This is a genomic window from Pseudomonas mangiferae, assembly GCF_007109405.1.
Lineage (GTDB): Bacteria > Pseudomonadota > Gammaproteobacteria > Pseudomonadales > Pseudomonadaceae > Pseudomonas_T > Pseudomonas_T mangiferae.
This window is the reverse complement of record NZ_VJOY01000011.1, coordinates 49,484-73,641: the sequence shown is the minus strand read 5'-3', so window position 1 is coordinate 73,641 and position 24,158 is coordinate 49,484. Positions and strand designations below refer to the sequence as shown.

Annotated in this window: 23 protein-coding genes; 10 read left to right on the top strand and 13 right to left on the bottom strand. The window is 68.9% G+C overall.

Features of this window, described 5'->3' with window-relative positions:
* Positions 1 to 676: 676 nt before the first annotated feature.
* The 5 genes from FM069_RS15590 to hemF form a co-directional block, all read right to left on the bottom strand.
* Positions 677 to 1,273 carry a hypothetical protein gene (locus FM069_RS15590; protein ID WP_143489293.1) on the bottom strand — a complete coding sequence of 199 codons (597 nt, stop codon included), beginning with the start codon at positions 1,271 to 1,273 and terminating at the stop codon, positions 677 to 679.
* Positions 1,270 to 2,601 carry a peptidylprolyl isomerase gene (locus FM069_RS15585; protein WP_143489292.1) on the bottom strand — a complete coding sequence of 444 codons (1,332 nt, stop codon included), beginning with the start codon at positions 2,599 to 2,601 and terminating at the stop codon, positions 1,270 to 1,272. Before FM069_RS15585 ends, FM069_RS15590 begins: the two co-directional genes overlap by 4 nt.
* Positions 2,582 to 3,568, bottom strand: coding sequence for a phospholipase C/P1 nuclease family protein (locus FM069_RS15580; protein WP_143489291.1), 987 nt, complete (start codon positions 3,566 to 3,568; stop codon positions 2,582 to 2,584). The genes FM069_RS15585 and FM069_RS15580 overlap by 20 nt, the downstream gene beginning before the upstream one ends.
* Before the next feature lie 110 nt (positions 3,569 to 3,678).
* A complete protein-coding gene (aroE, locus tag FM069_RS15575; protein ID WP_143489290.1) occupies positions 3,679 to 4,494 on the bottom strand; it encodes a shikimate dehydrogenase in 816 nt (271 codons plus the stop codon).
* Positions 4,495 to 4,541: 47 nt separating this feature from the next.
* Positions 4,542 to 5,456, bottom strand: a complete 915-nt coding sequence (gene hemF / locus FM069_RS15570; protein ID WP_143489289.1) for an oxygen-dependent coproporphyrinogen oxidase — start codon at positions 5,454 to 5,456, stop codon at positions 4,542 to 4,544.
* A gap of 192 nt (positions 5,457 to 5,648) precedes the next feature.
* Between hemF and FM069_RS15565 the strand changes: the two genes are divergently transcribed.
* Positions 5,649 to 6,626: an NADPH:quinone reductase gene (locus FM069_RS15565; protein ID WP_143489288.1), complete on the top strand. Its 978-nt coding sequence runs from the start codon at positions 5,649 to 5,651 to the stop codon at positions 6,624 to 6,626.
* A 24-nt stretch (positions 6,627 to 6,650) separates the two neighbouring features.
* On the opposite strand, the gene FM069_RS15560 is transcribed toward FM069_RS15565, so the two are convergent.
* The 3 genes from FM069_RS15560 to FM069_RS15550 form a co-directional block, all read right to left on the bottom strand.
* Complete coding sequence (locus FM069_RS15560) at positions 6,651 to 7,208, bottom strand: L-threonylcarbamoyladenylate synthase (protein ID WP_143489287.1); 558 nt, start codon at positions 7,206 to 7,208, stop codon at positions 6,651 to 6,653.
* Positions 7,209 to 7,266: 58 nt separating this feature from the next.
* Positions 7,267 to 8,379 carry a DNA-processing protein DprA gene (gene dprA / locus FM069_RS15555; protein ID WP_143489286.1) on the bottom strand — a complete coding sequence of 371 codons (1,113 nt, stop codon included), beginning with the start codon at positions 8,377 to 8,379 and terminating at the stop codon, positions 7,267 to 7,269.
* Between the two features lie 75 nt (positions 8,380 to 8,454).
* Positions 8,455 to 9,480 (bottom strand): LysM peptidoglycan-binding domain-containing protein, encoded by a 1,026-nt coding sequence (locus FM069_RS15550; RefSeq protein ID WP_143489285.1) that lies wholly within the window; start codon positions 9,478 to 9,480, stop codon positions 8,455 to 8,457.
* 141 nt (positions 9,481 to 9,621) lie between these two features.
* Here FM069_RS15550 and def point away from each other — a divergent pair, with 141 nt between their 5' ends.
* From def to FM069_RS15525, 5 genes are all read left to right on the top strand, one after another.
* A complete protein-coding gene (def, locus tag FM069_RS15545; RefSeq protein ID WP_143489284.1) occupies positions 9,622 to 10,128 on the top strand; it encodes a peptide deformylase in 507 nt (168 codons plus the stop codon).
* A 90-nt stretch (positions 10,129 to 10,218) separates the two neighbouring features.
* The gene (gene fmt, locus FM069_RS15540) at positions 10,219 to 11,151 is read left to right on the top strand and encodes a methionyl-tRNA formyltransferase (protein WP_143489283.1); all 933 of its coding nucleotides are present in this window, start codon (positions 10,219 to 10,221) and stop codon (positions 11,149 to 11,151) included.
* The gene (rsmB, locus tag FM069_RS15535) at positions 11,148 to 12,461 is read left to right on the top strand and encodes a 16S rRNA (cytosine(967)-C(5))-methyltransferase RsmB (RefSeq protein WP_143489282.1); all 1,314 of its coding nucleotides are present in this window, start codon (positions 11,148 to 11,150) and stop codon (positions 12,459 to 12,461) included. Before fmt ends, rsmB begins: the two co-directional genes overlap by 4 nt.
* Positions 12,462 to 12,471: 10 nt before the next feature.
* Entirely contained in the window at positions 12,472 to 13,845 is a 1,374-nt protein-coding gene (gene trkA / locus FM069_RS15530) for a Trk system potassium transporter TrkA (protein ID WP_143489281.1), read from the top strand.
* A 34-nt stretch (positions 13,846 to 13,879) separates the two neighbouring features.
* Positions 13,880 to 14,194, top strand: a complete 315-nt coding sequence (locus FM069_RS15525; protein WP_143489280.1) for a tetratricopeptide repeat protein — start codon at positions 13,880 to 13,882, stop codon at positions 14,192 to 14,194.
* A gap of 107 nt (positions 14,195 to 14,301) precedes the next feature.
* Here FM069_RS15525 and FM069_RS15520 read toward each other — a convergent pair whose 3' ends face one another.
* From FM069_RS15520 to FM069_RS15505, 4 genes are all read right to left on the bottom strand, one after another.
* Positions 14,302 to 14,955 carry a 7-cyano-7-deazaguanine/7-aminomethyl-7-deazaguanine transporter gene (locus FM069_RS15520; RefSeq protein WP_143489279.1) on the bottom strand — a complete coding sequence of 218 codons (654 nt, stop codon included), beginning with the start codon at positions 14,953 to 14,955 and terminating at the stop codon, positions 14,302 to 14,304.
* A 121-nt stretch (positions 14,956 to 15,076) separates the two neighbouring features.
* Positions 15,077 to 15,346 (bottom strand): PilZ domain-containing protein, encoded by a 270-nt coding sequence (locus tag FM069_RS15515; RefSeq protein ID WP_143489278.1) that lies wholly within the window; start codon positions 15,344 to 15,346, stop codon positions 15,077 to 15,079.
* A gap of 86 nt (positions 15,347 to 15,432) precedes the next feature.
* Positions 15,433 to 16,320, bottom strand: coding sequence for a lysophospholipid acyltransferase (locus tag FM069_RS15510; protein WP_143489277.1), 888 nt, complete (start codon positions 16,318 to 16,320; stop codon positions 15,433 to 15,435).
* A 95-nt stretch (positions 16,321 to 16,415) separates the two neighbouring features.
* Positions 16,416 to 16,967 (bottom strand): DNA-3-methyladenine glycosylase I, encoded by a 552-nt coding sequence (locus FM069_RS15505; RefSeq protein WP_143489276.1) that lies wholly within the window; start codon positions 16,965 to 16,967, stop codon positions 16,416 to 16,418.
* Between the two features lie 214 nt (positions 16,968 to 17,181).
* Here FM069_RS15505 and glyQ point away from each other — a divergent pair, with 214 nt between their 5' ends.
* The 4 genes from glyQ to FM069_RS15485 are packed head-to-tail and all read left to right on the top strand — an operon-like array spanning position 17,182 to position 21,574.
* On the top strand, positions 17,182 to 18,150 hold the full coding sequence (gene glyQ / locus FM069_RS15500) for a glycine--tRNA ligase subunit alpha (RefSeq protein WP_143489275.1): 969 nt from the start codon (positions 17,182 to 17,184) through the stop codon (positions 18,148 to 18,150).
* The gene (gene glyS, locus FM069_RS15495) at positions 18,147 to 20,201 is read left to right on the top strand and encodes a glycine--tRNA ligase subunit beta (RefSeq protein WP_143489274.1); all 2,055 of its coding nucleotides are present in this window, start codon (positions 18,147 to 18,149) and stop codon (positions 20,199 to 20,201) included. The genes glyQ and glyS overlap by 4 nt, the downstream gene beginning before the upstream one ends.
* A 57-nt stretch (positions 20,202 to 20,258) precedes the next feature.
* Positions 20,259 to 20,804: a D-glycero-beta-D-manno-heptose 1,7-bisphosphate 7-phosphatase gene (gene gmhB, locus FM069_RS15490; protein ID WP_143489273.1), complete on the top strand. Its 546-nt coding sequence runs from the start codon at positions 20,259 to 20,261 to the stop codon at positions 20,802 to 20,804.
* Positions 20,801 to 21,574, top strand: a complete 774-nt coding sequence (locus FM069_RS15485) for a lysophospholipid acyltransferase family protein (RefSeq protein ID WP_143489272.1) — start codon at positions 20,801 to 20,803, stop codon at positions 21,572 to 21,574. The genes gmhB and FM069_RS15485 overlap by 4 nt, the downstream gene beginning before the upstream one ends.
* Before the next feature lie 165 nt (positions 21,575 to 21,739).
* On the opposite strand, the gene gyrB is transcribed toward FM069_RS15485, so the two are convergent.
* Positions 21,740 to 24,157, bottom strand: coding sequence for a DNA topoisomerase (ATP-hydrolyzing) subunit B (gyrB, locus tag FM069_RS15480; protein WP_143489271.1), 2,418 nt, complete (start codon positions 24,155 to 24,157; stop codon positions 21,740 to 21,742).
* Position 24,158 lies beyond the last annotated feature (1 nt).

Below are 24,158 nucleotides of genomic sequence, written 5' to 3'. Positions count from 1 at the left end.
AAGTGCCTGCGCTCGGTGATGCTGCGTTAAAAACCGGCTCAGAATGCTCATTTGCAGCACGTAAACTCCGCTTCTTCGCCTCTTTTTGCCTTGCCTGACCTTCGCTCGACGACTTTGCGTACAGAACTTAGAGCCTGTGGACAGGCATTGGCGCGTGCCCGAATCCGGCAAACCCGCCACACGTCATCCCCGCGTAAGCGCCGTTTCCCCGTCCCCGGGGGCTGGCCCGAGCGAAGCCTGACGTTTCCGGCAGAGCGATCCGCGCTACCGAAGTGCCCAGGACGGACCCACCGATCCAAGACTCGCGCCCACCTGATCGCCATCACCCTCACGCACCACCATCCACCGACGCGTAGGGTGGATGACGCCATTCCCATGAGAAACACGCCTTCACCCAAGGCGTGTCGGGGCGAGGCATTCAGCAACACCTCCATCGCTCGAGAGCGAGCGCTATCGCATCCCCGTAGGGTGGATGACGCTGTTTTCATCCACCAGGTGGGGGATGCGGCCTTCCCCATCCTCTTCGCCCAGGGCGCGGTCGACAGCGTATCCGGCACCCACTCCGGCGCTTCCCGAGCGAGACTGGCGCACAGCCCCGTAGGGTGGATGACGCTGTGCTCATCCACCCAGCCGCCACCACCGACGTTAAGAGACACCGGCTCTCTCTCCTCTTCGCCTAGGGCGTGGCGGGCGAGGCCTCCGGCAGCAGCCCCGGCGCGTCCCGGGCGAGGCTGTCGCGCAACATTTCCAGTTGCTGCAGGGCGGCGCGGGCCTCGTCCAGTTGGGCGGCGTCGCGCTCGCCGGACTGGGCGGCGTCCTCGATCCGTTCGCGGATCGCCGGAATCTCCCGTATGCCATCCAGGTAGGCCTGGGCCTGGCGCCGTTCCGCCTCGGCCTCGAAGGCGGAGTAGGCGCGAGGGTCGTCCAGCGCCGCCGCCGGCGCCGGGCGCCGCGGCTCCAGCCCGCCCAGGGCCGGGGAGCGCGGGTCGCCGCGCTCGGCCATGACCTGCATGAGCACCTGGGCTTCCTCCGCGCTGAGGGTCGGTGCCGGGCCGTCCGCCTCCGGAGGCGCCGCCGGGGCCGGGCGTACCGTGGGGGCTGCCGGCCGGGCGGGCGCGGAGGGTGCAGGCAGGGCCGGCGCGGCCGCGGCGCTGGGCGGCAATGACCGGGGCACCGGAACCGCGGGGGCCGTGGTCGGTGCCGGGAACCCGTACAGCACCGCCGTCACCGATGCCGCGCAGCAGGCGAGGGCGGCCAGCAACAGGCGCGTCACAGGCCATCCACCCGGGCCTGGGCCAGGCGACCGTCGAGGCGCGCCTGAAGCTGCGCGGCGAGCTGTTCCCGGGCCACGGCGCGGTTCACCTCGTCGCGCACCGACGGGTCCTCCAGGGGCAACTGGCGATCCTCGCGGCGGCGCACCTGGACGATCTCGAAGGCGTCGCCGATCCGCATCGGCTGCGACACGCTGCCGGCCCGCTGGATCAGCGCGGCCTTGCGCAGCAGGTCGAGGCCAGGGTCGAGGGCCTGGACGGTGCCCAGGTCTCCCGGCGGCTCCAGCTGGCGGTCATCGGCCAGGGAGTGACGGCGCACCGCTTCGTCGAAGGCCAGGCCCGCCTGCAGCTCGGCGTAGACCCGGTCGGCGCTGGCCTGGTCGGCGAGGCGCAGGTGCGCCGCCTCGACCCGTGCGACGTTGCGGTAGCGCCCGGCATGGCGCTGGTAGTAGGCCCGGGCGTCCGCCTCGCTGACCTGGCGCGCCGCCGCGTCGAGGGCCTCCGAGCGGTGGTGCATCTCCTCGGCCAGGCCCAGCTGGCGCAGATACTCCAGGCGCACCAGCTTGTCCCGCACCAGCCGTCGCAAGCCGGCCTGGGCCGCGTCGCCGACGCCTTCGCGCGCCAGCCGCTCCTGCAGCCAGGCGCGACGCAGAAAAGCGAGGGCGCGGGTGTCCAGGTAGTCGACGTTGCCCTGCTGCAGCTCGGCGCGGCCCTGCACGTCCTCGCGCTCGTAGACGGTCAGCAGGTCCACCGCCTGCCGCGGCCGGCCCGGGAAGTGCCAGGCGAGGGCCTCCACGGCCGCCGCCCGCTGGCGCTGGTCCGGCTCCAGGCGTTGGCTGTCCAGGCGCAGGATGCCGGCGGGCGAGGCCAGCAGCGCCCGCAGCGCGGCTTGGTCGAGGCGGTCGCCGGGCAGGCGGAAGGCTTCGCCGCCCTCGTCGACGCGCGGCCCGTAGACCTGCCGCAGCAGGCGCTCGACCTCGTCCTCGGTGCGTGCATCCAGGTCGTGGCGTACCCCCTCCGGCAAGCCGGTCTCCACCTCCCGGGCCAGCAGGCGGTTCTGCACCAGCCCCCTGCGCAGGCTCCGTTCGGCGTCCGCCGGCGCCTGGGCGCCGCGCAGCCGGTCCAGGGCCTGGCGCAGCAGGGCGATGCTGGCGGCCGGCAGGCGCTCGTCGTCCACCTGCAGGTCGCGACCAGCCTCGGCGACCGCGCGGAGGGCGGGCGGCTCCGGCGCCGGGGCGGCCAGCACCGGCGCCGCGATCCCCAGCCAGGCGGCCCAGGCCAGTCGCCGCAGGCTCCGGCCGCCGCCGGCGTTACAGGCTGTCCTGGCCATAGAACGCATTCGCGGCCTTGGTCAGCACGGCGGCGGTCAGCGCCACGGATTGCGGGATCAACTGCCGGGCCAGGCGCATGCGGGTGGCGTCGCTGGTGTCGTAGAGCGCCTCGGGGTGCTGGTAGGCGATGGCCGCGGTCTGGGTCAGCAGGTCGCGCAGGGGCTGGCGGGTGTCGTAGGCGCCGATCAGGTTGGCCACCGCCACGGGGTCGGCGAAACGCTCGCGCACGTAGCGGTCGTCCACCCAGGTCTCCCAGCCGGTGTGGCCGTTGGCCGAGGTCACCCACGAATGGTGTGGCTGCGCCACGTCACCGGTGGCGTGCAGCACGTAGCCGATGGTCTGCAGCGACGGCGCGGCCTTGAACTGGTCGAACCAGTACTTGGCGACGTTATCGATGGGCTGGAAGGCCATGGTCTGGAAGTCGCCGTAGTCGGCCTGCCAGTCCGAGCGGGTGCCCTGGCGGTAGTGTGCCTCGGTGGTGTCGAAGTCGCTCTTGAGCAGCTCGCGGTTGTACAGGTAGATCATGGCGTAGCGGTCGATGTCGCCGAGGCCGCCGTCCACCTTGTGGTAGCGGTAGTCGTAGCCACCATGGTCGTTGCCGTGCGCGTCGCCGTCGCGGCCCATGTTGATGAAGTGCCAGTAGGAGGTGTAGTTCACCAGCTTGGCGGCGGCGTCGCCCATGGGCGCGTACTCGTAGCCGACCCACCAGCCCCCCAGGTGGGTGTCCTGGAAATCGTCGAAGTCATAGGCGGCCTGGCCGAGGATTTCCCCGGCCTTGGCCTCGCTGCCGGCGGCGTCCACGTAGAAGCGGTAGGCCCGCTGCATGTCCGGCGTGGCGTAGGCGGAATTGAGGAAGGCCAGGGCGTCCTTGGCGATGTTCTTGTGGGTGGGTTGCGACCAGGCGGCGGCATGGCCGGCCAGGCACAGGCCGGCGGCGCCGACGAGGAGGGACAGGGTGCGGTGCATGGTTCGGTCTCGGCAGAGGGAAAGGGGACGACGCCCCTACCTATAGCCAAGGAACATGGCAGCCACGTTGCAGAAACGGAACTTCCGTACCAGAACGCCGATGGAAGGGCTCAGCCGGCTGCCGGCTGGCGCAGCGTCTCCAGCAGCGGGGCGGTGGACGGTCGCACGCCGCGCCACATCTGGAAGGCCTCGGCGGCCTGTTCCAGCAGCATGCCCAGCCCGTCCCGGCTGGTGGCGCCGTGCTCGACGGCCCAGCGGCAGAACACCGTCGGCTCGGCGGCGTACATCATGTCGTAGCAGAGGGCCCCGGGGCGCAGGCATGCCGGGTCCAGGGGCGGGCGCTCGCCGGCCAGGCTGGCGGCGGTGCCGTTGACCACCAGGTCGAAGGCGCCGTCCACCTCGTCGAAGCCGCCGCCGCGCACCTCGCCCAGGTCGGCGAAATGCCGGGCCAGCTGGCGCGCCTTGTCGGCGGTGCGGTTGGCGATCAGCAGCGCGGCCGGGCCTTCCGCCAGCAGCGGTTCGAGCACCCCGCGCACCGCGCCGCCGGCGCCCAGCACCAGCACCCGCGCGCCGCCCAGGCGAACACCAGCGTTCTGCACCAGGTCGCGCACCAGCCCGGCACCATCGGTGTTGTCCCCCAGCAGGCCGCCGTCGTCCAGGCGCATCAGGGTGTTCACCGCCCCGGCACGCTCGGCGCGGGGCGTGAGGCGGTCCGCCAGGCGGAACGCCTCTTCCTTGAACGGCACAGTGACATTGGCACCGCGGCCCTCGCGGAAGAACGCCCGGGCGAACCCGGCGAAGTCTTCCAGGGGCGCCAGCAGCGCCTCGTAGGTCAGGGCCTGGCCGGTCTGCTCGGCGAAGCGCCGGTGGATCAGCGGCGACTTGCTGTGGCCGATGGGGTTGCCGAACACACCGTAGCGGTCCATGGAGGCTCCTCGCGGGGTCGATGGGCCGCCGTGAGCGGCCGGAGGGATCAGGGCGTCGCGAGCCAGTCGCGGTCGGTGAGGAAGTACTCGGTCAGCCGCGCCTCGGGGGTGCCCGGCTGCGGGTGCCAGTCGTAGCCCCAGCGCACCTCGGGCGGCAGCGACATGAGGATCGACTCGGTCCGCCCGCCGGACTGCAGGCCGAACAGGGTGCCGCGGTCGTAGACCAGGTTGAACTCCACGTAGCGGCCGCGGCGGAACGCCTGGAACTCCCGCTGCGCCGCGTCGTAGGGCAGGCCCTTGCGCCGCTGCACGATGGGCAGGTAGGCGTCCAGGTAGGCATCGCCTACCGCACGGATGAAGGCGAAGCAGGTGTCGAAGTCCCAGGCGTTGAGGTCGTCGAAGAACAGCCCGCCGATGCCCCGCGGCTCGTTGCGATGCTTGAGGTGGAAATAGCGGTCGCACCAGTCCTTGTAGCGCGGGTAGACGTCCTCGCCGAACGGCGCGCAGGCGTCCCGAGCCACCCGGTGCCAGTGCACGCAGTCCTCGTCGTGGGCGTAGTAGGGGGTCAGGTCGAAGCCGCCGCCGAACCACCACACCGGGTCCTCGCCGTCCTTCTCGGCGACGAAGCAGCGCACGTTGGCGTGGGAGGTGGGCACGTGGGGGTTGCGCGGGTGGATCACCAGGGACACGCCGAAGGCCTGAAAGCTGCGCCCGGCCAGTTCCGGCCGGTGGGCGCTGGCCGAGGGCGGCAGGTTGCTGCCGTGGACGTGGGAGAAATTCACCCCGCCTTTCTCGATCAACGCGCCGTCGGCGATCACCCGGGTGCGCCCGCCGCCGCCGGCCGGGCGGGTCCAGGCGTCCTCGACGAAGCGGGTCCCGCCGTCCTCGGCCTCCAGGGCGGCGCAGATGCGGTCTTGCAGGTCCAGCAGGTAGGCCTTCACGGCCTCGATGGATACGGTCACGGTTCCCCCCGCAGCAGTTGTCAAGCGCCCGGGCGGGCATGGCCGCGGCCCGTGGCGAGGGCGCAAGCATACCACCGGGGTCGGCGCGCCACGGTTGACAGGGCGCAAGCGGACCGCTTGGATTAACCCTTCGCCCGCCGGTCGAGTGCGTCCGGCGGTCCACCCCCAGGCCCCTGGTGAAGGAGAATCCCGATGACCCAGCGAATCCAGTTCAGCGCCCATGGCGGGCCCGAGGTACTCGAATACGTCGACGTCGCCCCCGCCGAACCCGGCCCCCACGAGGTGCGCGTGCGCAACCGGGCCATCGGCCTGAACTTCATCGACACCTACTACCGCAGCGGCCTCTACGCGCCCCCGGCGCTGCCGTCGGGCCTGGGCACCGAGGGGGCCGGCGAGGTGGAAGCGGTGGGCAGCGCGGTCACCCAGTGGCAAGTGGGCGACCGCGTGGCCTACGCCACCGGGCCCCTGGGCGCCTATTCCGAGCAGCACGTGCTGCCGGCTGCGCACCTGGTGCGCCTGCCGAACGCCATCGACTACGAACAGGCCGCGGCGGTGATGCTCAAGGGCCTCACCGTGCAATACCTGCTGCGCCAGACCGCGCCCCTGAAGGCCGGCGACACCGTGCTGTTCCATGCCGCGGCGGGTGGCGTCGGCTCCATCGCCTGCCAGTGGGCGAAAACCCTGGGGGTGCGCCTGATCGGCGTGGTGGGGTCCGCCGAGAAGGCCGAGCGGGCCCGCGCCCTGGGCGCCTGGGCCACCATCGACCGCAGCCGAGAGGACATCGTCGCGCGGGTCGCCGCGCTCACCGAAGGGCGCAAGTGCCCGGTGGTCTACGACTCGGTGGGCAAGAGCACCTGGGAGATTTCCCTGGACTGCGTGTCGCCCCGCGGCCTGCTGGTGAGCTTCGGCAATGCTTCCGGCCCGGTCACCGGGGTCAACCTGGGGGTGCTGTCGCAGAAGGGCGGCCTGTACGTCACCCGGCCCACCCTGTTCCACTACGCCAACACACCGGAAAACCTGCAGGCCATGGCCGACGAGCTGTTCGGGTTGATCGCCGACGGGTCGCTGAAGGTGGAGGTCAGCCAGCGCTACCCGCTGCGGGACGCGGCGAAGGCGCAGACCGAACTGGCCGCAGGCCGCACCACCGGTTCCACCGTACTGGTGCCCTGAGGCCGGCGGCCCGCCGCCGCCTCGTCAGGACGGGCGCACCACCCGGCCGCTGACCAGGTCGCGGATCAGGCTGGGGTTGCGCCGGCCCCCCAGGGGGCCGGTGAGGATCGCGTCGAGCTGGTCGGGGAAGTACTGGCGGACCCGCAGGGCGCTGGTGGCGGACGGGCGCCCGGCCGGGTTGGCCGAGGTGGACACCAGCGGCCCGGTGAGGGCGCACAGCTCACGCACCAGCGGGTGGTCGCTGACCCGCAGGGCCACGCTGTCGTGGACTCCGGTGATCCAGTCCGGCAGCAGGCCACGGTGCGGCACCAGCCAGGTGTTGGGCCCCGGCCAGGTGCTGGCCAGGCGGTTCAGCCAGGCCTCCGGCAGGTCGTCGAGGATGAAGTCGAACTGGCGGATGGTATCCGCCACCAGGATCAGGCCCTTGTCCGGCGAGCGGTTCTTCAGCGCCAGCAGGCGCAGCACCGCCGTCTCGTCCCAGGGATCGCACCCCAGGCCCCAGACCGCCTCGGTGGGGTAGGCGATCACACCGCCCTGGCGGACCACTCGGGCCACGCGCTGCACGCGCCAACTGCTGACCATGGACAACCTCCGCTCGTCTCGACTGGGCGGCAGTGTACAGGGCCGCGCCGGCCGGCGCTCAGGCGGGGGCGCCGCGGAATACCCAGCGGCCCGCCTCGCAGGCCACCGCGCCATCCAGTTCCAGTTCGGTGAGGGCGGCCAGGGTCTCCGGCACGCTCCAGCCCGCCTCCCGGGCCAGACTTTCACTGCTATGGGGCGCCGCCCGCAGCAGCACCAGCAGCGGCGACTCCGGCCCATCGGCCAGGGGCGTCACGGCCGGCGACATCGCCTGCCAGCCCCGCAACGCCTCGAGGATGTGCTCCACGCCTTCCACCAGAGTGGCGCCGTCACGGATCAGTTGGTGGCAGCCCCGGGCGCCCGGGTGGTGGATCGAACCGGGAATGGCGTAGACCTCGCGGCCCTGCTCGGCGGCCAGGCGGGCGGTGATCAGCGACCCGCTGGAGGGGCTCGCCTCCACCACCAGGACCCCCAGGGACAATCCGCTGATGAGCCGGTTGCGCCGCGGGAAGTTACTCGGGTGGGGCGGGCTGTCCAGGGGCAGCTCGGAGATCAGGGCGCCACCTTCCGCCACCAGGCGCGCCGCCAGCTCCCGGTGCCGCGGCGGGTAGAGGCGGGTCAGGCCGGTGCCGAGCACCGCTACCGTTTCCCCGGCCACGTCCAGAGCGCCCTGGTGGGCCGCGCCGTCGATGCCCAGGGCAAGGCCGCTGGTGATGACGAAGCCTGCCTCGGCCAGGGTTCGGGCGAAGCGCCGGGCGTTATCCAGGCCGGGCGCGCTGGCCCGGCGGCTGCCGACGATGGCCAACTGCGGCTTGTCGAGAATCGCCGGGTTGCCGGCGACGAACAGCAATGGCGGGGCATCGTCCAGTTCCGCCAGCAGCGCCGGGTAGTCCGGCGCGTCCCACATCAGCAGGTGGTGACGCGCGTCCTCCAGCCAGGCCAGGGCCTCGGCGGCCCGCTGGCGGACCTCCGGCGCACGCCGGCTTTCCGCGCAGCCGGGCGGCAGGCCGAGGGCGCGCCAGGCGGCGGCGGGAGCACTGAGGGCAGCGGAGGCACTCTCGAAGGCGGTCAGCAGGTGGCGGAAGCGCCGGGGCCCGAAGTCGGGCAGGGCATGCAGGCGCAGGCGCGCCTCCAGTTCGGCCGGCGAAACCGGCGCGAGGCGGGGGTGACGCATGACGATCATCCTTGATCGATGCCGCTCGAGCGGCGGGTGGAACGAAAAACCCCCGCCGGAGCGGGGGTTCGGGTGTCACGGGTTGCGCACCTTGTCCAGCAGTTCCAGCTGCCGGCTGGCCACCAGCACCAGGCCGTAGCTGATCTTGTCGTAAGTGCGGAACACCATCAGCAGACCGGAGCGCTCGTCGGGGATCTTCACCTTCTCGCCGGTGAGGCGGTCCCGCACGGTCTCGCCGGTCTTGTACACGGCGAGGACGTTGCCCTCGCTCAGGCCGTCGCGCTTGCCCTTGTTGATGGTCACCACGTCGAACTGGCCGACCTGGGTAACGCCGCGCGGCACGTCGAGGATCACCCCATTGATGGTCTCGGTCGGCGCGCTGGGCATGAAGGTGGAGTTCACCGCCCGTTCCTCGGTGGGGAACAGCCGGTCGCCGAGGCGCACTTCCTGGGTGGAACGGGTCAGGGTCAGGGTCGCCACGTCGCCTTCGTGGGTCACCACGTCGGCGCTGCCGATGTCATCGGCGTTGATGCCGAGGAACTCCTGGGTTTCCGGGTCGTTGTAGACGCGGCCCTGGCGGAAGATGCCGTAGGCCGACTGGGTGTCGTCGAAATGCCCGCGGCCGTAGATGCGGTCGCCGGTGCCGCTGAGCACCCGCTCGGCGTTGCCGGCAACGATGTACGGCGCGGCCTTGAACTGATCGACGCTGTCCACCACGCGGTTGCTCAGCAGGAAGCTGTTCACCGCCTCCAAGGGGATCGCCGGGATCGCCTCGGCCATCGGCGTGCTGCGCACCTGGGGCGACAGCTTGATGGTGCCGCGGGACGCGCCGCGGTTGAGCATCAGCCGCGGCTGACCGTCGACATACACCAGGGTCAGGGTATCGCCCGGGTAGATGAGGTGGGGGTTCGCCACTTGCGGGTTGGCGTGCCAGATTTCCGGCCACTTCCAGGGTTCGCGGAGGAAGCGCCCGGAGATGTCCCACAGGGTGTCGCCCTTGACCACCGTGTAGCTCTCCGGATGGCCGTCCCGGAGCTGAACGGCCGCTTGCACCAGGCCGCTGGCCGCGAGCAGCACCAGGGCGAGTAATGATTTCCTCATGCGGTGAATCCCTTTATTATGTTCGTTCGCTACTTGACGCCTGAGAGCCGCCCCACCCGGGCTCTTCAGCCGTTTTTCAATGCTGCTCATCATCTTAGCAGTCGATTTTGAATTTATTCTACAAGTGCATCACAAACCCAAATGGCGATTCTGAATATCCTCGAATTTCCCGATCCACGCCTTCGCACCAAGGCCAAACCGGTCGAGGTGTTCGACGATGCCCTGCGTACATTGATCGACGACATGTTCGAAACCATGTACGCGGCACCCGGAATCGGCCTGGCCGCCACCCAGGTGAACGTGCACCAGCGCGTGGTGGTGATGGACCTCTCCGAGGACAAGAGCGAGCCGCAGGTCTTCATCAATCCGCAGTTCGAGTCGCTGACCGAGGACATGGACCAGTACCAGGAAGGCTGCCTGTCGGTGCCCGGCTTCTATGAGAACGTCGATCGCCCGCAGAAGGTACGCATCAACGCCATGGACCGCGACGGCAAGCCGTTCGAGCTGATCGCCGAAGGGCTGCTGGCGGTGTGCATCCAGCACGAGTGCGACCACCTCAACGGCAAGCTCTTCGTGGACTACCTGTCCAGCCTCAAGCGCGACCGGATCAAGAAGAAGCTGGAGAAGCAGCACCGCCAGCAAGCGTGACGATCCCCGAACCCAAAGGCTTGCCCCGGCAAGCCTTTTTCTTTTCCGGAGCCTGACGCTCCGCGGTGCCCACGCTACAAGGAGTCGACCTTGCGCATCGTTTTCGCCGGAACCCCGGAATTCGCCGCCCACCACCTGCAGGCCCTGCTGGACGCCGGGCACCAGGTGATCGCCGTCTACACCCAGCCGGACCGCCCGGCCGGCCGCGGCCAGAAGCTGATGCCGAGCCCGGTCAAGCAGCTGGCGCAGCACCACGGCATTGCCGTGCACCAACCGCCGACCCTGCGCGACCCGGCAGCCCAGGCCGAGCTGGCGGCTTTGACGCCGGATCTGATGGTGGTGGTCGCCTATGGCCTGATCCTGCCCCAAGCGGTGCTGGACATCCCGCGCCTGGGCTGCATCAACAGCCATGCCTCGCTGTTGCCACGCTGGCGCGGCGCCGCGCCGATCCAGCGCGCGGTGGAGGCGGGGGACGCCGAGTCGGGCGTGACCGTCATGCGCATGGAGGCGGGCCTGGACACCGGGCCGATGCTGCTCAAGGCCCGTACACCCCTTGGCCCCGAGGATACCGGCGGCACGCTTCACGACCGCCTGGCCGGGCTCGGTGCGGCCGCCGTGGTGCAAGCCTTAGAGGGCCTCGCCACCGGGACCCTGGCGGGCGAGGTGCAGGACGACGCCCTGGCCACCTATGCCCACAAGCTGAACAAGGACGAGGCGACCCTGGACTGGCAGCGGCCGGCCGCCGAACTGGAACGCCGCATCCGCGCCTTCACCCCCTGGCCGGTGTGTCATACCCGCCTGGGCGAGGAGACGGTCAAGGTGCTGGACGCCAGACCGGGGCAGGGCACCGGCGCGCCCGGCACGATCCTGTCCGCCAGCCGTGACGGCCTGGTGGTGGCCTGCGGCGAAAGCGCCCTGTGCCTGACCCGCCTGCAGCTGCCGGGGGGCAAGCCCCTGGATTTCGCCGACCTCTATAACAGCCGCCGCGATCGTTTCGCCCCCGGCACGGTGCTGGGCCGATGAATCCGCGTCTGGCGGCCGCCCGCGCCCTGGCGCCGGTGCTCTCGGGCAAGGCGTCCCTGGGCGGCAGCCTGCCGGCGCAGCTGGAGCGGGTCGAGCCCAGGGACCGCGGCCTGGCCCAGGAGCTGGCGTTCGGCGCCGCCCGCTGGCAGCCGCGCCTCGCCGCCCTGGCCGAGCGCCTGCTGCAGAAGCCGTTCAAGGCGGCTGACCGCGATGTGGAGGCGCTGCTGTTGGTAGGCCTGTACCAGCTGTTCCATACCCGCATCCCGCCCCACGCGGCCTTGGGCGAGACCGTCGGCTGCGCCGAGGCCCTGCGCAAGCCCTGGGCCAAGGGGCTGCTCAACGCCGTGCTGCGCAATGCGCAGCGCCAGGGCGAGGCGCTCTACGCCGAACTGGAACGCGACCCGGTGGTGCGCACCGCCCATCCCCGCTGGCTGCAGAAGGCGCTGAAGGCCGCCTGGCCGGAACAGTGGGAAGCGGTCTGCGCCGCCAACAACCTGCACCCGCCGCTGTTGCTGCGGGTCAACCGTCGCCAGGGCAGCCGCGACGCCTACCTGGCCGAGCTGCGCGACGCCGGGCTGGACGCCGAGCCCTGCGCCTTCAGCGTGGACGGCATCCGCCTGGCCCAGGCCCTGGACGTGCGGACCCTGCCGGGGTTCGCCGAGGGCCGGGTCAGCGTGCAGGACGAGGCGGCGCAGCTGGCCGCCGGCCTGCTGGAGCTGGCCCCCGGGCAGCGCGTCCTCGACGCCTGCTGCGCCCCCGGCGGCAAGACCTGCCACCTGCTGGAATCCGAGCCGGGGCTGGCCGAGGTGCTCGCCCTGGACCTGGAGCCGACGCGCCTGCAACGGGTGCGGGAAAACCTCGATCGCCTGCGCCTGGATGCCACCCTGGTGGCCGCCGACGGCCGCGACACCGCCCGCTGGTGGGACAGCCGGCCGTTCCAGCGCATCCTGCTGGACGCACCCTGTTCCGCCACCGGGGTGATCCGCCGCCACCCGGACATCAAGCTGACCCGCCAGGCCGAGGACATCGAGGCCCTGGCGCAGCTGCAGGGCGAGCTGCTGGATGCCCTCTGGCCGACCCTGGAGGTGGGCGGCGTGCTGCTCTATGCCACCTGCTCGGTGCTGCCCCGGGAGAACCGCGAGACCATCGCCGCGTTCCTCGCCCGCACCCCCGGCGCCCGGGAGCTGGAGGTGGCCACAGACGCCGGCTTCAAGGCCGGCCATGGCCGCCAGCTGCTGCCGCAGCCGGACGGGCACGATGGCTTCTATTACGCCAAGCTGATCAAGATCGCCGCCACGCCCCGCGGCTGAGGACACCTCCATGAAGATCATCATTCTCGGCGCCGGGCAGGTGGGTGGCACCCTGGCGGAGCACCTGGCCAGCGAGGCCAACGACATCACCGTGGTGGACACCGACAGCGAGCGCCTGCGCGACCTGGGGGACCGCCTGGACATCCGCACCATCCAGGGCCACGGCTCGTTCCCCACGGTGCTGCGCCAGGCCGGGGCGGACGACGCCGACATGCTGGTGGCGGTGACCAACAGCGACGAGACCAACATGGTCGCCTGCCAGGTGGCCTACACCCTGTTCCACACCCCCACCAAGATCGCCCGGGTGCGGGAATCGGCCTACCTCACCCGCACCGGCCTGTTCGACAACGACGCCATTCCGGTGGACGTGCTGATCAGCCCCGAGCAGGTGGTCACCACCTACATCAAGCGCCTGATCGAATACCCCGGCGCCCTGCAAGTAATCGACTTCGCCGAGGGCAAGGCCCAACTGGTGGGCATCCGCGCCTACTACGGCGGCCCGCTGGTGGGCCAGGAACTGCGCCAGTTGCGCACCCACATGCCCACCGTGGACACCCGGGTGGCGGCCATCTACCGCCGCAACCGGGCCATCGAGCCCCACGGTGGCACGGTCATCGAGGCCGACGACGAGGTGTTCTTCATCGCCGCCCGCGCCCACATCCGGGCGGTGATGGGCGAGCTGCGGCGCCTGGAGGACAGCTACAAGCGCATCGTCATCGCCGGCGGCGGCAACATCGGCGAGCGCCTGGCGGAAGCCATCGAGAGTCGCTACCAGGTGAAGATCATCGAGAAGAACCCGGCCCGCTGCCGGCACCTCTCGGACACCCTGGACAGCACCGTGGTGCTGCAGGGCAGCGCCTCGGACCGCGACCTGCTGGTGGAGGAGAACATCAACGCCACCGACATCTTCCTGGCCCTGACCAATGACGACGAGGCCAACATCATGTCGTCGCTGCTGGCCAAGCGGATGGGCGCGCGCAAGGTGATGACCCTCATCAACAACCCGGCCTACGTGGACCTGGTGCAGGGCGGCGACATCGACATCGCCATCAGCCCGCAGCTGGCCACCATCGGCACCCTGCTGACCCATGTGCGCCGCGGCGATATCGTCAGCGTGCACTCCCTGCGACGCGGCGCGGCGGAAGCCATCGAGGCCATCGCCCACGGCGACTCCCGCTCCAGCCGGGTGGTGGGGCGCAGCATCGCCGAAATCGACATGCCGCCCGGCACCACCATCGGTGCCATCATCCGCGATGAGGAAGTGCTGATCGCCCATGGCGACACGGTGATCGCCTCGGGCGACCACGTGATCCTGTTCCTGGTGGACAAGAAGCACATCCGCGACGTGGAACGCCTGTTCCAGGCGGGCCTGACCTTCTTCTGAACCCCGGGCCCCCGGCCCGGCACGGAGCGCACCGATGCTGGATTCCCTGGAAAACCTGCTGGCCAAGGGCACCGACAACGCGCTGCTGCGCTTCGGCCTGGGCAAGGGCTACCTGGACGCGGGCGACAACGCCCGGGCGGCGCAGCACCTGGGCCGCTGCGTCGAGCAGGACCCCACCTATTCCGCCGCCTGGAAGTTGCTGGGCAAGGCGCTGCTGGCCGCCGGCGACCGCGACGGCGCCCGCAGCGCCTGGGCCCGGGGCCTGGACGCGGCTCGCGACCGGGGGGACAAGCAGGCGGAAAAGGAAATGACGGTATTCCTGCGCAAGCTGGAGCGCGCGGTGCCCTGACGGCGGTTGGCCGAGGGCCTTACCGCCGGCAAGCGCTCAGGGCCGGGCTGCCGGTCAGCGGCCCGCTTTTCCCCGGCGCTCAGCGGATGGGCGCGGTGGGCACGTGCTCAGTGGGACAGGGCCGGGCGGCGCCCCAGCGCGCGTACGATGGCGTTGAGCAGCATGCCGTAGAGCGGCACGAAGAAGATCAGGCTGACGCTGAGCTTCACCCCGTAGTCCACCGTGGCGATCTCCACCCAGTGCTCGGCCATGAACGGGTTGTCGCTGTGCCAGAAGGCGATGGAGAAGAAGGTGAAGGTGTCCAGCAGGCTACCCAGCACCATGGACGCGGTCGGTGCGATCCACCAGGCGGGCAGGCGGCGCAGCCGGTCGAACACCTGGATGTCGAGGAACTGCCCCAGCACGTAGGCGAAGAAGCTGGCCAGGGAGATGCGCAGGACGAACAGGTTGAATTCCAGCAGGGCGCCGAAGCCGCGGAATTCCGCTTCCTGGAACAGCACCGAGACCACGTAGGACACCACCAGCGCCGGCACCATGACCCGGGCGATCACCTGGCGCGCCGGGCCCTTGCCCATCAGGCGCACGGTGAGGTCGGTGGCGAGGAAGATGAACGGGAAGCTGAAGGCGCCCCAGGTGGTCTGCCAGCCGAACAGGGTCATGGGCAACTGCACCAGGTAGTTGCTGGCGATGATGATGAGGATGTGGAAGCCGATCAGGCCCACCAGCGTACCGCGCTGGACGGCGGGGGAAACGAAGGTCATGACGCGTCCTTTTTTTGAGGGTGCATGGGGTGAGGGAACCCATTGGTCGCGTCCGGAAGGACGCGGCGCGGGATTCTAACGGCTCACCGCTTCCGTTGCGTGGGTTTCGTCGGAAACCCGGTCAGTCCTGTACGAAGCGCAGGCCCGCGCCTTCGCCGTCCACCCGCATGATCTCCAGGGTCAGCACCGGCGCCTCCATGGGCAGGTCCTGCACCTGGCCGGTGACCCGGGTGCCGAGGGGCAAGGCGGCGAGGTCCGGGTGGCGGATGTAGACACCCCCGTCGGACAGGTCGCGGGTCTGGGCGATCAGCTCGCCGAAACTGGGGTGAGCGATCTTGATCCGGCACTTCATCGGCACCCGCGGGTGCTGGCGCTGGTTGGAACTGGACATGAGCGTCCGCCGTCGACGGGAAGAGGTCTGGACTAAATAGCGCAAAAAGACGCCGACGCCCAGCCCTTCCCCGGCGCGGGCGCCCCTCAGTACCAGCGCGCCTCGCCCTCGGGGCGGTGCTTGAAGCGCTTCATGCTCCACATGTACTGGCTCGGGTAGCGCCGCACGTAGCTTTCCAGCACCCGGCTCATGGCTGCCACGCCCACTTCCGGGTCGGGGTCGTAGAGGTCTTCGGGCGCCGCCTCGAGGATCACCTTGTAGCCCGAACCGTCCTCCAGGCGCACCGCGTGGAAGAACACCCCGCGGGCCTTGCCCCGGGCCAGCAGGGACGGGACGAACTTGCTGGTGAGGGCCCGGGTGCCGAGGAACGGCACGAACAGGCCGGCGCTCAGGGCCGGCTCCGGGTCCGCGGGAATCCCCACGCAGCCGCCGCGGCGGACTTCCTTGATCACGCTGATGATGCCCTCGGGGGTGGAGGGCGCCACCCGGTTGCCCAGCTGTACCCGCTGTTTCTTCAGCAGTTCGTCCACCGCCTTCAGCTTGGGCGGGCGGTAGAAGATGATCGGCTTGGCGTGGGTGCAGTAGAAGTGATTGAGCACCTCCCAGTTGCCCAGGTGGCTGGTGATGCCCACCAGGCCGTCGCCCGAGGCCAGCGCCTCGCGCAGCACGTCCATGCCTTCCACTTCGCGGATCAGCCGCAGGGACTTGTGTGCCGGCCAGATCCAGGCGCAGGCGCTTTCGGTGAGAGTCCGGCCGATGTCCATCAGGCTGCGCCTCACCAGACCCTCCCGGGCCTCGAGGTCCAGTTCGGGGAAACAATGGGCCAGGTTGATGCGCACCACCCGGCCCGTGCGGGTGGGCAGCTTCCACATCATCCAGCCGATCAGGCCGCCCAAGCGCTGGACCACGGCCCACGGCAGCAGGGCGAAAAGGCGCAGGAAGCCGACGACCATCGCGCCTTTGAGCTTTTCCACGAGTCACTCCTGAAAATCGGGGGGCAATAGTCTAACCGTCCTGTAGGACAAGGCGCATGCCGGACGGTTTTATCCGTGTGGGTGACAGCTGCCGTTCAGCTGGCGAGGGCGGCGTGGCGGTCGCAATCGAGGGTGTGGTCCATGACCATGCCGGTGGCCTGCATGAACGCGTAGCAGATGGTCGGCCCGACGAAGGTGAAGCCCGCCTTCTTCAGGGCCTTGCTCATGGCATCGGCCTCGGCGGTCAGCGCCGGCACCTCGGCACGGGAGGCGAAGCGGTTGACCCGCGGCTCGCCGCCGACGAAGGACCACAGCAGGCTCGCCGGGTCCGGCTGCTCCAGCCAGGCCCGGGCGTTCTGCCGCGCCGCCCTGAGCTTGGCGAGGTTGCGGATGATCCCCGGGTCCTGCATGCGCTGCTCGATCTCCTCGTCGCTCATCCGCGCCAGGCGCACGGGGTCGAAGCCAAACAGCACCTGACGGTAGCGTTCGCGCTTGCGCAGCACAGTGATCCACGACAACCCGGCCTGGAAGCCCTCCAGCAGGAGCATCTCGAACAGCCGCTGCGGGTCGCGCTGGGGCACGCCCCATTCGGCGTCGTGGTAGGCGATGTACAGGGGGTCGTCGGTGCACCAGAAGCAGCGGGGCATGGAATCGCTCCGGTCGGAAGGAAAGACCCGGACTATAGCGCAGACCGCTGTATAAAAACCCAGATCGAGGGGCCTGTCCCTGATCCGAATCCACGCGAGCAGATCGTCCGGCCCGCAGATTCGCGTGCCGCCGGTACCGCGCCAGCTGGGTCCGCCAGGGGCCTTCGGGTATACTCAGCGGCTTTTCCTCGCCGCCGAATCGGGTGACTTTTCCGTGAGCCAGACCATACCCGCCATGCGCACCTTCCAGGACCTGATCCTCGCCCTGCAACAGTACTGGGCCGACCAGGGCTGCGTCGTCCTGCAGCCCTACGACATGGAAGTGGGCGCCGGCACCTTCCACACCGCCACCTTCCTGCGCGCCATCGGCCCGGAGACCTGGAACGCCGCCTACGTGCAGCCCAGCCGGCGTCCCACCGATGGCCGCTACGGCGAGAACCCCAACCGCCTGCAGCACTACTACCAGTTCCAGGTGGTTCTCAAGCCCAACCCGGAGAACTTCCAGGAGCTGTACCTGGGTTCCCTGGAAGCCATCGGCATCGACCCGCTGGTGCACGACATCCGCTTCGTCGAGGACAACTGGGAATCGCCGACCCTCGGCGCCTGGGGCCTGGGCTGGGAGATCTGGCTGAACGGCATGGAGGTGACCCAGTTCACCTACTTCCAGCAGGTCGGCGGCCTCGAGTGCTACCCGGTCACCGGCGAGATCACCTACGGCCTGGAACGCCTGGCCATGTACCTGCAGGGCGTGGATTCGGTCTACGACCTGGTGTGGGCCGACGGCCCGTTCGGCAAGGTCACCTATGGCGACGTGTTCCACCAGAACGAGGTGGAGCAGTCCACCTACAACTTCGAGCACGCCAACGTCGCCAAGCTGTTCGAGCTGTTCGACTTCTACGAATCCGAAGCCAATCGCCTGAGCCAGCTGGACCTGCCGCTGCCCACCTACGAGATGGTGCTCAAGGCTTCCCACACCTTCAACTTGCTGGACGCGCGCCGGGCCATCTCGGTGACCGAGCGCCAGCGCTACATCCTGCGCGTGCGCACCCTGGCCCGCAGCGTGGCGCAGAGCTACCTGCAGGCGCGCGCACGCCTGGGCTTCCCCATGGCCACCCCGGCCCTCCGCGATGAGGTGCTGGCGCGTGACGAAGTACTGGCCAAGCTGAAGGAGGCCGCGGAATGAGTGCACAGGATTTTCTCGTCGAACTGGGGACCGAAGAGCTGCCGCCGAAGGCCCTGAAAAGCCTCGCCGAGGCGTTCCTCGCCGGTGTCGAGCAAGGCCTGAAGGCCGCCGGCCTCGGCTACGTGGCGGCCCGGGCGTTCGCCGCGCCGCGGCGCCTGGCGGTGCAGGTGGACCAGTTGGCGGCGCAGCAGCCGGACCGCAGCGTCAACCTCGACGGGCCGCCGCTGCAGGCCGCCTTCGATGCCGAGGGCAACCCGACCCCGGCGGCCCTGGGCTTCGCCAAGAAATGCGGCGTGGACCTGGAACGCATCGACCGCAGCGGTCCGAAGCTGCGCTTCTCCCAGCAGATCGCCGGCCAGCCGGCCGTGCAGCTGCTGCCGGGTATCGTCGAGAGCGCCCTGGCGGCGCTGCCGATTCCCAAACGCATGCGCTGGGCCGCGCGCCGCGAAGAGTTCGTCCGGCCGACCCAGTGGCTGGTGATGCTGTTCGGCGAACAGGTGGTGGAGTGCGAGATCCTCACCCGGCGCGCCGGCCGTGCGTCCCGCGGCCATCGCTTCCACCACCCCGAGGCGGTGAGCATCGCCCAGCCGTCCAGCTACCTGCAGAACCTGCGCAGCGCCCACGTGCTGGCGGATTTCGCCGAGCGCCGGGCGCTGATCGCCCAGCGGGTCGAGGCCTTGGCCGCCGAGCAGAACGGTCGCGCCGTGGTGCCGCCGGCCCTGCTGGACGAGGTGACCGCCCTGGTGGAATGGCCGGTGCCGCTGGTCTGCTCCTTCGAGGAACGCTTCCTCGAGGTGCCCCAGGAAGCGCTGATCGCCACCATGCAGGAAAACCAGAAGTACTTCTGCCTGCTGGACGCCAGCGGCACGCTGCTGCCGCGCTTCATCACCGTGGCCAACGTCGACAGCAAGGACCCGGCGCAGATCGTCGCTGGCAACGAGAAGGTGGTGCGCCCACGCCTCACCGACGCCGAGTTCTTCTTCAAGCAGGACAAGAAGCAGCGCCTGGAGAGCTTTAACGAGCGTCTCAAGCAGGTGGTGTTCCAGGCCCAGTTGGGCAGCGTCTACGACAAGGCCGAGCGGGTCGCGGCCCTGGCCGCCTTCGTCGCCCCGCAGATCGGTGCCGATCCGCAGCGGTCGGCGCGCGCCGGCCTGCTGGGCAAGTGCGACCTGGCCACCGAGATGGTCGGGGAATTCCCCGAGATGCAGGGCATCGCCGGCTACTACTACGCCCTCAACGACGGCGAGGCCCCGGACGTGGCCCAGGCCCTCAACGAGCAGTACATGCCTCGTGGTGCCGGCGCCGAACTGCCCCAGAGCCTCACCGGGGCGGCGGTGGCCATCGCCGACAAGCTGGACACCCTGGTGGGTATCTTCGGCATCGGCATGCTGCCCACCGGCAGCAAGGACCCGTTCGCCCTGCGTCGCCAAGCCCTGGGTATCCTGCGCATCCTCATCGAGAAGCGCCTGGACCTGAACCTGCACGAAGCCGTGACCTTCGCCATCCAGCGCTACGGCAGCAAGGTGAAGGCCGACGGCCTGGCCGAGCAGGTGCTGGAGTTCATCTTCGACCGCCTGCGGGCGCGCTACGAGGACGAGGGCATCGACGTATCGGCCTATCTGGCGGTGCGTGCGTTGAACCCGGCCTCGGCCCTGGACTTCGACCAGCGGGTGCAGGCGGTACAGGCCTTCCGCCGGCTGCCGGACGCCGAGGCCCTGGCCGCGGTGAACAAGCGCGTGTCCAACCTGCTGAGCAAGGCGGAAGGTACGATTCCTGCCAGCGTCGAGGCCCACTACTTCGACAACCCCAGTGAATTCGCCCTGTATGCGGCGATCCAGCAGGCCGACCATGCGGTGCAGCCCATGGCGGCGGAACGTCGCTATGGCGAGGCCCTGGAGCGCCTGGCGAAGCTGCGCGAGCCGGTGGACGCCTTCTTCGAGGCCGTACTGGTCAACGTCGAAGACGCCAACGTCCGTGCCAACCGCTACGCCTTGCTGGCCCGCCTGCGCGGGCTGTTCCTGGGCGTCGCCGACATCTCCCTGCTGGGCTGACGCCAGCCGGTCCCGGACGCTCCACGCGCCCGGGACCGACGGCGCTGACACCGTTCCATGAAGCTAGTGATCCTCGACCGCGACGGCGTCATCAACCAGGACTCCGACGCGTACATCAAGACCCTGGAGGAGTGGCTGCCGATCCCCGGTGCCATCGACGCCATCGCACGCCTTTCCCGGGGCGGCTGGACCGTGGCGGTGGCCACCAACCAATCCGGCCTCGCCCGCGGCTACTACAGCCCCGACGTCCTGGAAGCCATGCACCAGCGCCTGCGCGCCCTGGTGGCAGAGCAGGGCGGGGACGTGGGGCTGATCCTGCATTGCCCCCACGGCCCGGACGAGGGCTGCGACTGCCGCAAGCCAAAGCCCGGCCTGCTCCGGCGGATCGGCGCCCACTACGGTGTTCCCCTGGACGGCGTGTGGTTCGTCGGCGACGCCCGTGGCGACCTGGAGGCGGCCCTGGCGGCCGGTTGTCAGCCGGTGCTGGTGAAGACCGGCAAAGGCCCGCGTACCCTGGAAAAACCCTTGCCGGCGGGCACGCTGGTGTTCGACGATCTGGCGGCCGTGGCCGACCGGCTACTTGCCCGAGAATGCACCCGATGAGTGTCCTGCAGGTCCTGCGTACCGTTCTCTTCTACCTGTTGCTGTCGTCCAGTTCCTTCGTCTGGTGCATCGTCAGCGTCTTCGTCGCGCCGTTCCTGCCGTTCCGCGCCCGCTACCGCTTCGTGATCCAGAACTGGTGCCGCCTGGCGGTCTGGCTGGCGCGCACGGTGGTGGGCATCCGCTACGACATACGCGGCCTGGAGAACCTACCCGAACGTCCCTGCGTGATCCTCGCCAAGCACCAGAGCACCTGGGAAACCTTCTTCCTCTCGGCGTTCTTCGAACCCTTGAGCCAGGTGGTGAAACGGGAACTGCTCTACGTGCCGTTCTTCGGCTGGGCCATGGCCATGCTGCGGCCCATCGCCATCGACCGCAGCAACCCCAAGGCGGCCCTCAAGCAGTTGGCGCGCCAGGGCCACGAACGTCTGGAGCAGGGCGCCTGGGTGCTGGTGTTCCCGGAAGGCACCCGGGTGCCGGTGGGGCAGATCGGCAAGTTCTCCCGCGGTGGCGCCTCCCTGGCAGTGAACGCCGGCATGCCGGTGCTGCCCATCGCCCATGACGCCGGCCGCTTCTGGCCAAAGGCGGGCTGGGCCAAGTACCCGGGGACCATCCAGGTGGTTATCGGGCCGGCTATGTACGCCGAGGGGCAGGGCTCCCGTGCCGCCGCCGAACTCAACGACCGCGCATTTGCCTGGGTAGAACGCACTCAGCGGGAGATCGGTTGCCTGGACAGCGAGGGTTGCCTCAGCGAAACGCCGGCTACTCCCTGACCTGTGGATAAGGTTGTGTACGAATCGGCATGAGCGTTAGCACCCTTTGAAATAACTGCTTGTTCCATAAGGAATATTCAACAGCTAGAACGCCAGGTACGGACGTGCATAACCCCATGAAAAAGCCGGCTCAAGGCCGGCTTTTTCGTGCGCACCCGCTTGTAGTCAGACGTCCAGGTTCGATACCGCCAGCGCATTGCTTTCGATGAAGTCCCGGCGCGGCTCCACGGCATCACCCATCAGCGTGTTGAAGATCTGGTCGGCAACGATGGCGTCTTCCACGGTCACCCGCAGCATGCGGCGCACGTTAGGGTCCATGGTGGTTTCCCACAGCTGGTCCGGGTTCATCTCGCCCAGCCCTTTGTAGCGCTGGATGGTGTAGCGGCGAGTGGTCTCAGTCATCAACCAGGTGAGGGCTTCCTTGAAGGTGGCGATCGGCTTGCGACGTTCGCCGCGCTGCACGTAGGCGCCTTCTTCCAGCAGGTTGTTCAACTGGTCGCCCAGGGTGGTGACGGTGCGGTAGTCGTTGCTGGCGAAGAAGTCCCGGTTGAAGGTCACGTAGTTGGACAGGCCGTGGGCGACCATTTCCACCTCCGGCAGCCACAGGTGACGCTCACGGTCCTCCCGCAGGCTGGCCTTGTAGGTCAGGCCCGACTTCTCGGCATCCTTCAGGCGCGCCTGGAAGGCGCTCAGCCAGCCCTGCATGGCACCCTCGTCGGCCAGTTGCTCCAGGCTCACCGGCGGCAGGTAGACCATGTGCTCAGTGAGGTCCTGGGGATACAGGCGCGACAGGCGCTTGAGGGTGCGCATCACGCTGCGGAAGTCGTTCACCAGCTTTTCCAGCGCGGTACCGGAGATGCCCGGGGCATTCTCGTTGACGTGCAGGCTGGCGTCCTCCAGAGCCGACTGGGTCATGAACTCGTCCATAGCCTCGTCGTCCTTGATGTACTGTTCCTGCTTGCCCTTCTTCACCTTGTACAGCGGCGGCTGGGCGATGTAGATGTAGCCGCGCTCCACCAGTTCCGGCAGCTGGCGGAAGAAGAACGTCAGCAACAGGGTCCGGATGTGGGAGCCGTCCACATCCGCATCGGTCATGATGATGATGTTGTGGTAGCGCAGCTTCTCGATGTTGTATTCCTCGCGGCCGATGCCACAGCCCAGGGCGGTGATCAGCGTGCCGACCTCCTGGGAGGAAATCATCTTGTCGAAACGGGCTTTCTCCACGTTGAGGATCTTGCCCTTGAGCGGCAGGATCGCCTGGGTACGGCGGTTGCGGCCCTGCTTGGCGGACCCTCCGGCGGAGTCACCCTCCACCAGGTACAGTTCGGAGAGGGCGGGGTCCTTCTCCTGGCAGTCCGCCAGCTTGCCCGGCAGGCCGGCGATATCCAGGGCACCCTTGCGCCGGGTCATCTCCCGGGCCTTGCGCGCGGCTTCCCGAGCCCGCGCGGCGTCGATCATCTTGCCCACCACGGCCCGCGCTTCGTTGGGGTTCTCCAGCAGGAAGTCGGCGAAGAATTTGCCCATTTCCTGTTCCACCGCGGTCTTCACTTCCGACGAGACCAGCTTGTCCTTGGTCTGGGAACTGAACTTCGGATCGGGCACCTTCACCGAAATGATGGCGGTCAGGCCTTCCCGGGCGTCGTCACCGGTGGTGGCGACCTTGAGCTTCTTCGCCAGGCCTTCCTGCTCGATATAGGTGTTCAGGTTGCGAGTGAGGGCGGAGCGGAAGCCCGCCAGGTGGGTACCACCGTCCCGTTGGGGAATGTTGTTGGTGAAACAGAGGATGTTCTCGTTGAAGCCATCGTTCCACTGCAGCGCCACTTCCACGCCCACGCCATCGTCACGTTGGACGCTGAAATGGAACACCTCGTTCACCACGGTCTTGTTGGTGTTGAGGTAGTCGACGAAGGCACGCAGGCCGCCCTCGTATTTGAACAGCTCTTCCTTGCCGGAGCGCTCGTCCTTCAGCAGGATGCCCACGCCGGAGTTGAGGAACGACAGTTCCCGCAAGCGCTTGGCGAGGATATCCCAGCTGAAATGGATGTTCTTGAAGGTCTCGGCGGAAGGCTTGAAGTGAATCTCGGTGCCCGACCCCTCGGTCTCGCCTACGGGCCGCAACGGGAACTGGGGGACGCCGTAATGGTAGGTCTGCTCCCAGACCTTGCCTTCACGGCGCACGGTCAGCAACAGCTCGGCTGACAGCGCGTTCACCACGGAAACCCCTACACCGTGGAGACCGCCGGACACCTTGTAGGAGTTGTCATCGAACTTCCCGCCGGCGTGCAGCACGGTAAGGATCACCTCGGCGGCGGATACGCCTTCCTCCTTGTGGATATCCACTGGAATACCGCGACCGTTGTCGCGCACCGTGATGGATTCGTCCAAGTGGATGGTAATGCAGATGTCATCGCAGTATCCGGCGAGGGCTTCGTCGATGGAGTTGTCCACCACCTCGAACACCATGTGGTGCAGGCCGGTGCCGTCATCGGTGTCGCCGATGTACATACCCGGACGCTTGCGGACCGCATCCAGGCCTTTCAATACCTTGATACTGGAGGAATCGTAGGCGTTTTTTTCGCTCATG

Coding starts and splice junctions, on each gene's coding strand:
- FM069_RS15585 (WP_143489292.1), bottom strand. CDS start 2,601: ATGGCCAGGACAGCCTGTAACGCCGGCGGCGGCCGGAGCCTGCGGCGA.
- FM069_RS15580 (WP_143489291.1), bottom strand. CDS start 3,568: ATGCACCGCACCCTGTCCCTCCTCGTCGGCGCCGCCGGCCTGTGCCTG.
- aroE (WP_143489290.1), bottom strand. CDS start 4,494: ATGGACCGCTACGGTGTGTTCGGCAACCCCATCGGCCACAGCAAGTCG.
- FM069_RS15565 (WP_143489288.1), top strand. CDS start 5,649: ATGACCCAGCGAATCCAGTTCAGCGCCCATGGCGGGCCCGAGGTACTC.
- FM069_RS15560 (WP_143489287.1), bottom strand. CDS start 7,208: ATGGTCAGCAGTTGGCGCGTGCAGCGCGTGGCCCGAGTGGTCCGCCAG.
- dprA (WP_143489286.1), bottom strand. CDS start 8,379: ATGCGTCACCCCCGCCTCGCGCCGGTTTCGCCGGCCGAACTGGAGGCG.
- FM069_RS15550 (WP_143489285.1), bottom strand. CDS start 9,480: ATGAGGAAATCATTACTCGCCCTGGTGCTGCTCGCGGCCAGCGGCCTG.
- def (WP_143489284.1), top strand. CDS start 9,622: ATGGCGATTCTGAATATCCTCGAATTTCCCGATCCACGCCTTCGCACC.
- rsmB (WP_143489282.1), top strand. CDS start 11,148: ATGAATCCGCGTCTGGCGGCCGCCCGCGCCCTGGCGCCGGTGCTCTCG.
- trkA (WP_143489281.1), top strand. CDS start 12,472: ATGAAGATCATCATTCTCGGCGCCGGGCAGGTGGGTGGCACCCTGGCG.
- FM069_RS15525 (WP_143489280.1), top strand. CDS start 13,880: ATGCTGGATTCCCTGGAAAACCTGCTGGCCAAGGGCACCGACAACGCG.
- FM069_RS15520 (WP_143489279.1), bottom strand. CDS start 14,955: ATGACCTTCGTTTCCCCCGCCGTCCAGCGCGGTACGCTGGTGGGCCTG.
- FM069_RS15515 (WP_143489278.1), bottom strand. CDS start 15,346: ATGTCCAGTTCCAACCAGCGCCAGCACCCGCGGGTGCCGATGAAGTGC.
- FM069_RS15505 (WP_143489276.1), bottom strand. CDS start 16,967: ATGCCCCGCTGCTTCTGGTGCACCGACGACCCCCTGTACATCGCCTAC.
- glyS (WP_143489274.1), top strand. CDS start 18,147: ATGAGTGCACAGGATTTTCTCGTCGAACTGGGGACCGAAGAGCTGCCG.
- gmhB (WP_143489273.1), top strand. CDS start 20,259: ATGAAGCTAGTGATCCTCGACCGCGACGGCGTCATCAACCAGGACTCC.
- FM069_RS15485 (WP_143489272.1), top strand. CDS start 20,801: ATGAGTGTCCTGCAGGTCCTGCGTACCGTTCTCTTCTACCTGTTGCTG.
- gyrB (WP_143489271.1), bottom strand. CDS start 24,157: ATGAGCGAAAAAAACGCCTACGATTCCTCCAGTATCAAGGTATTGAAA.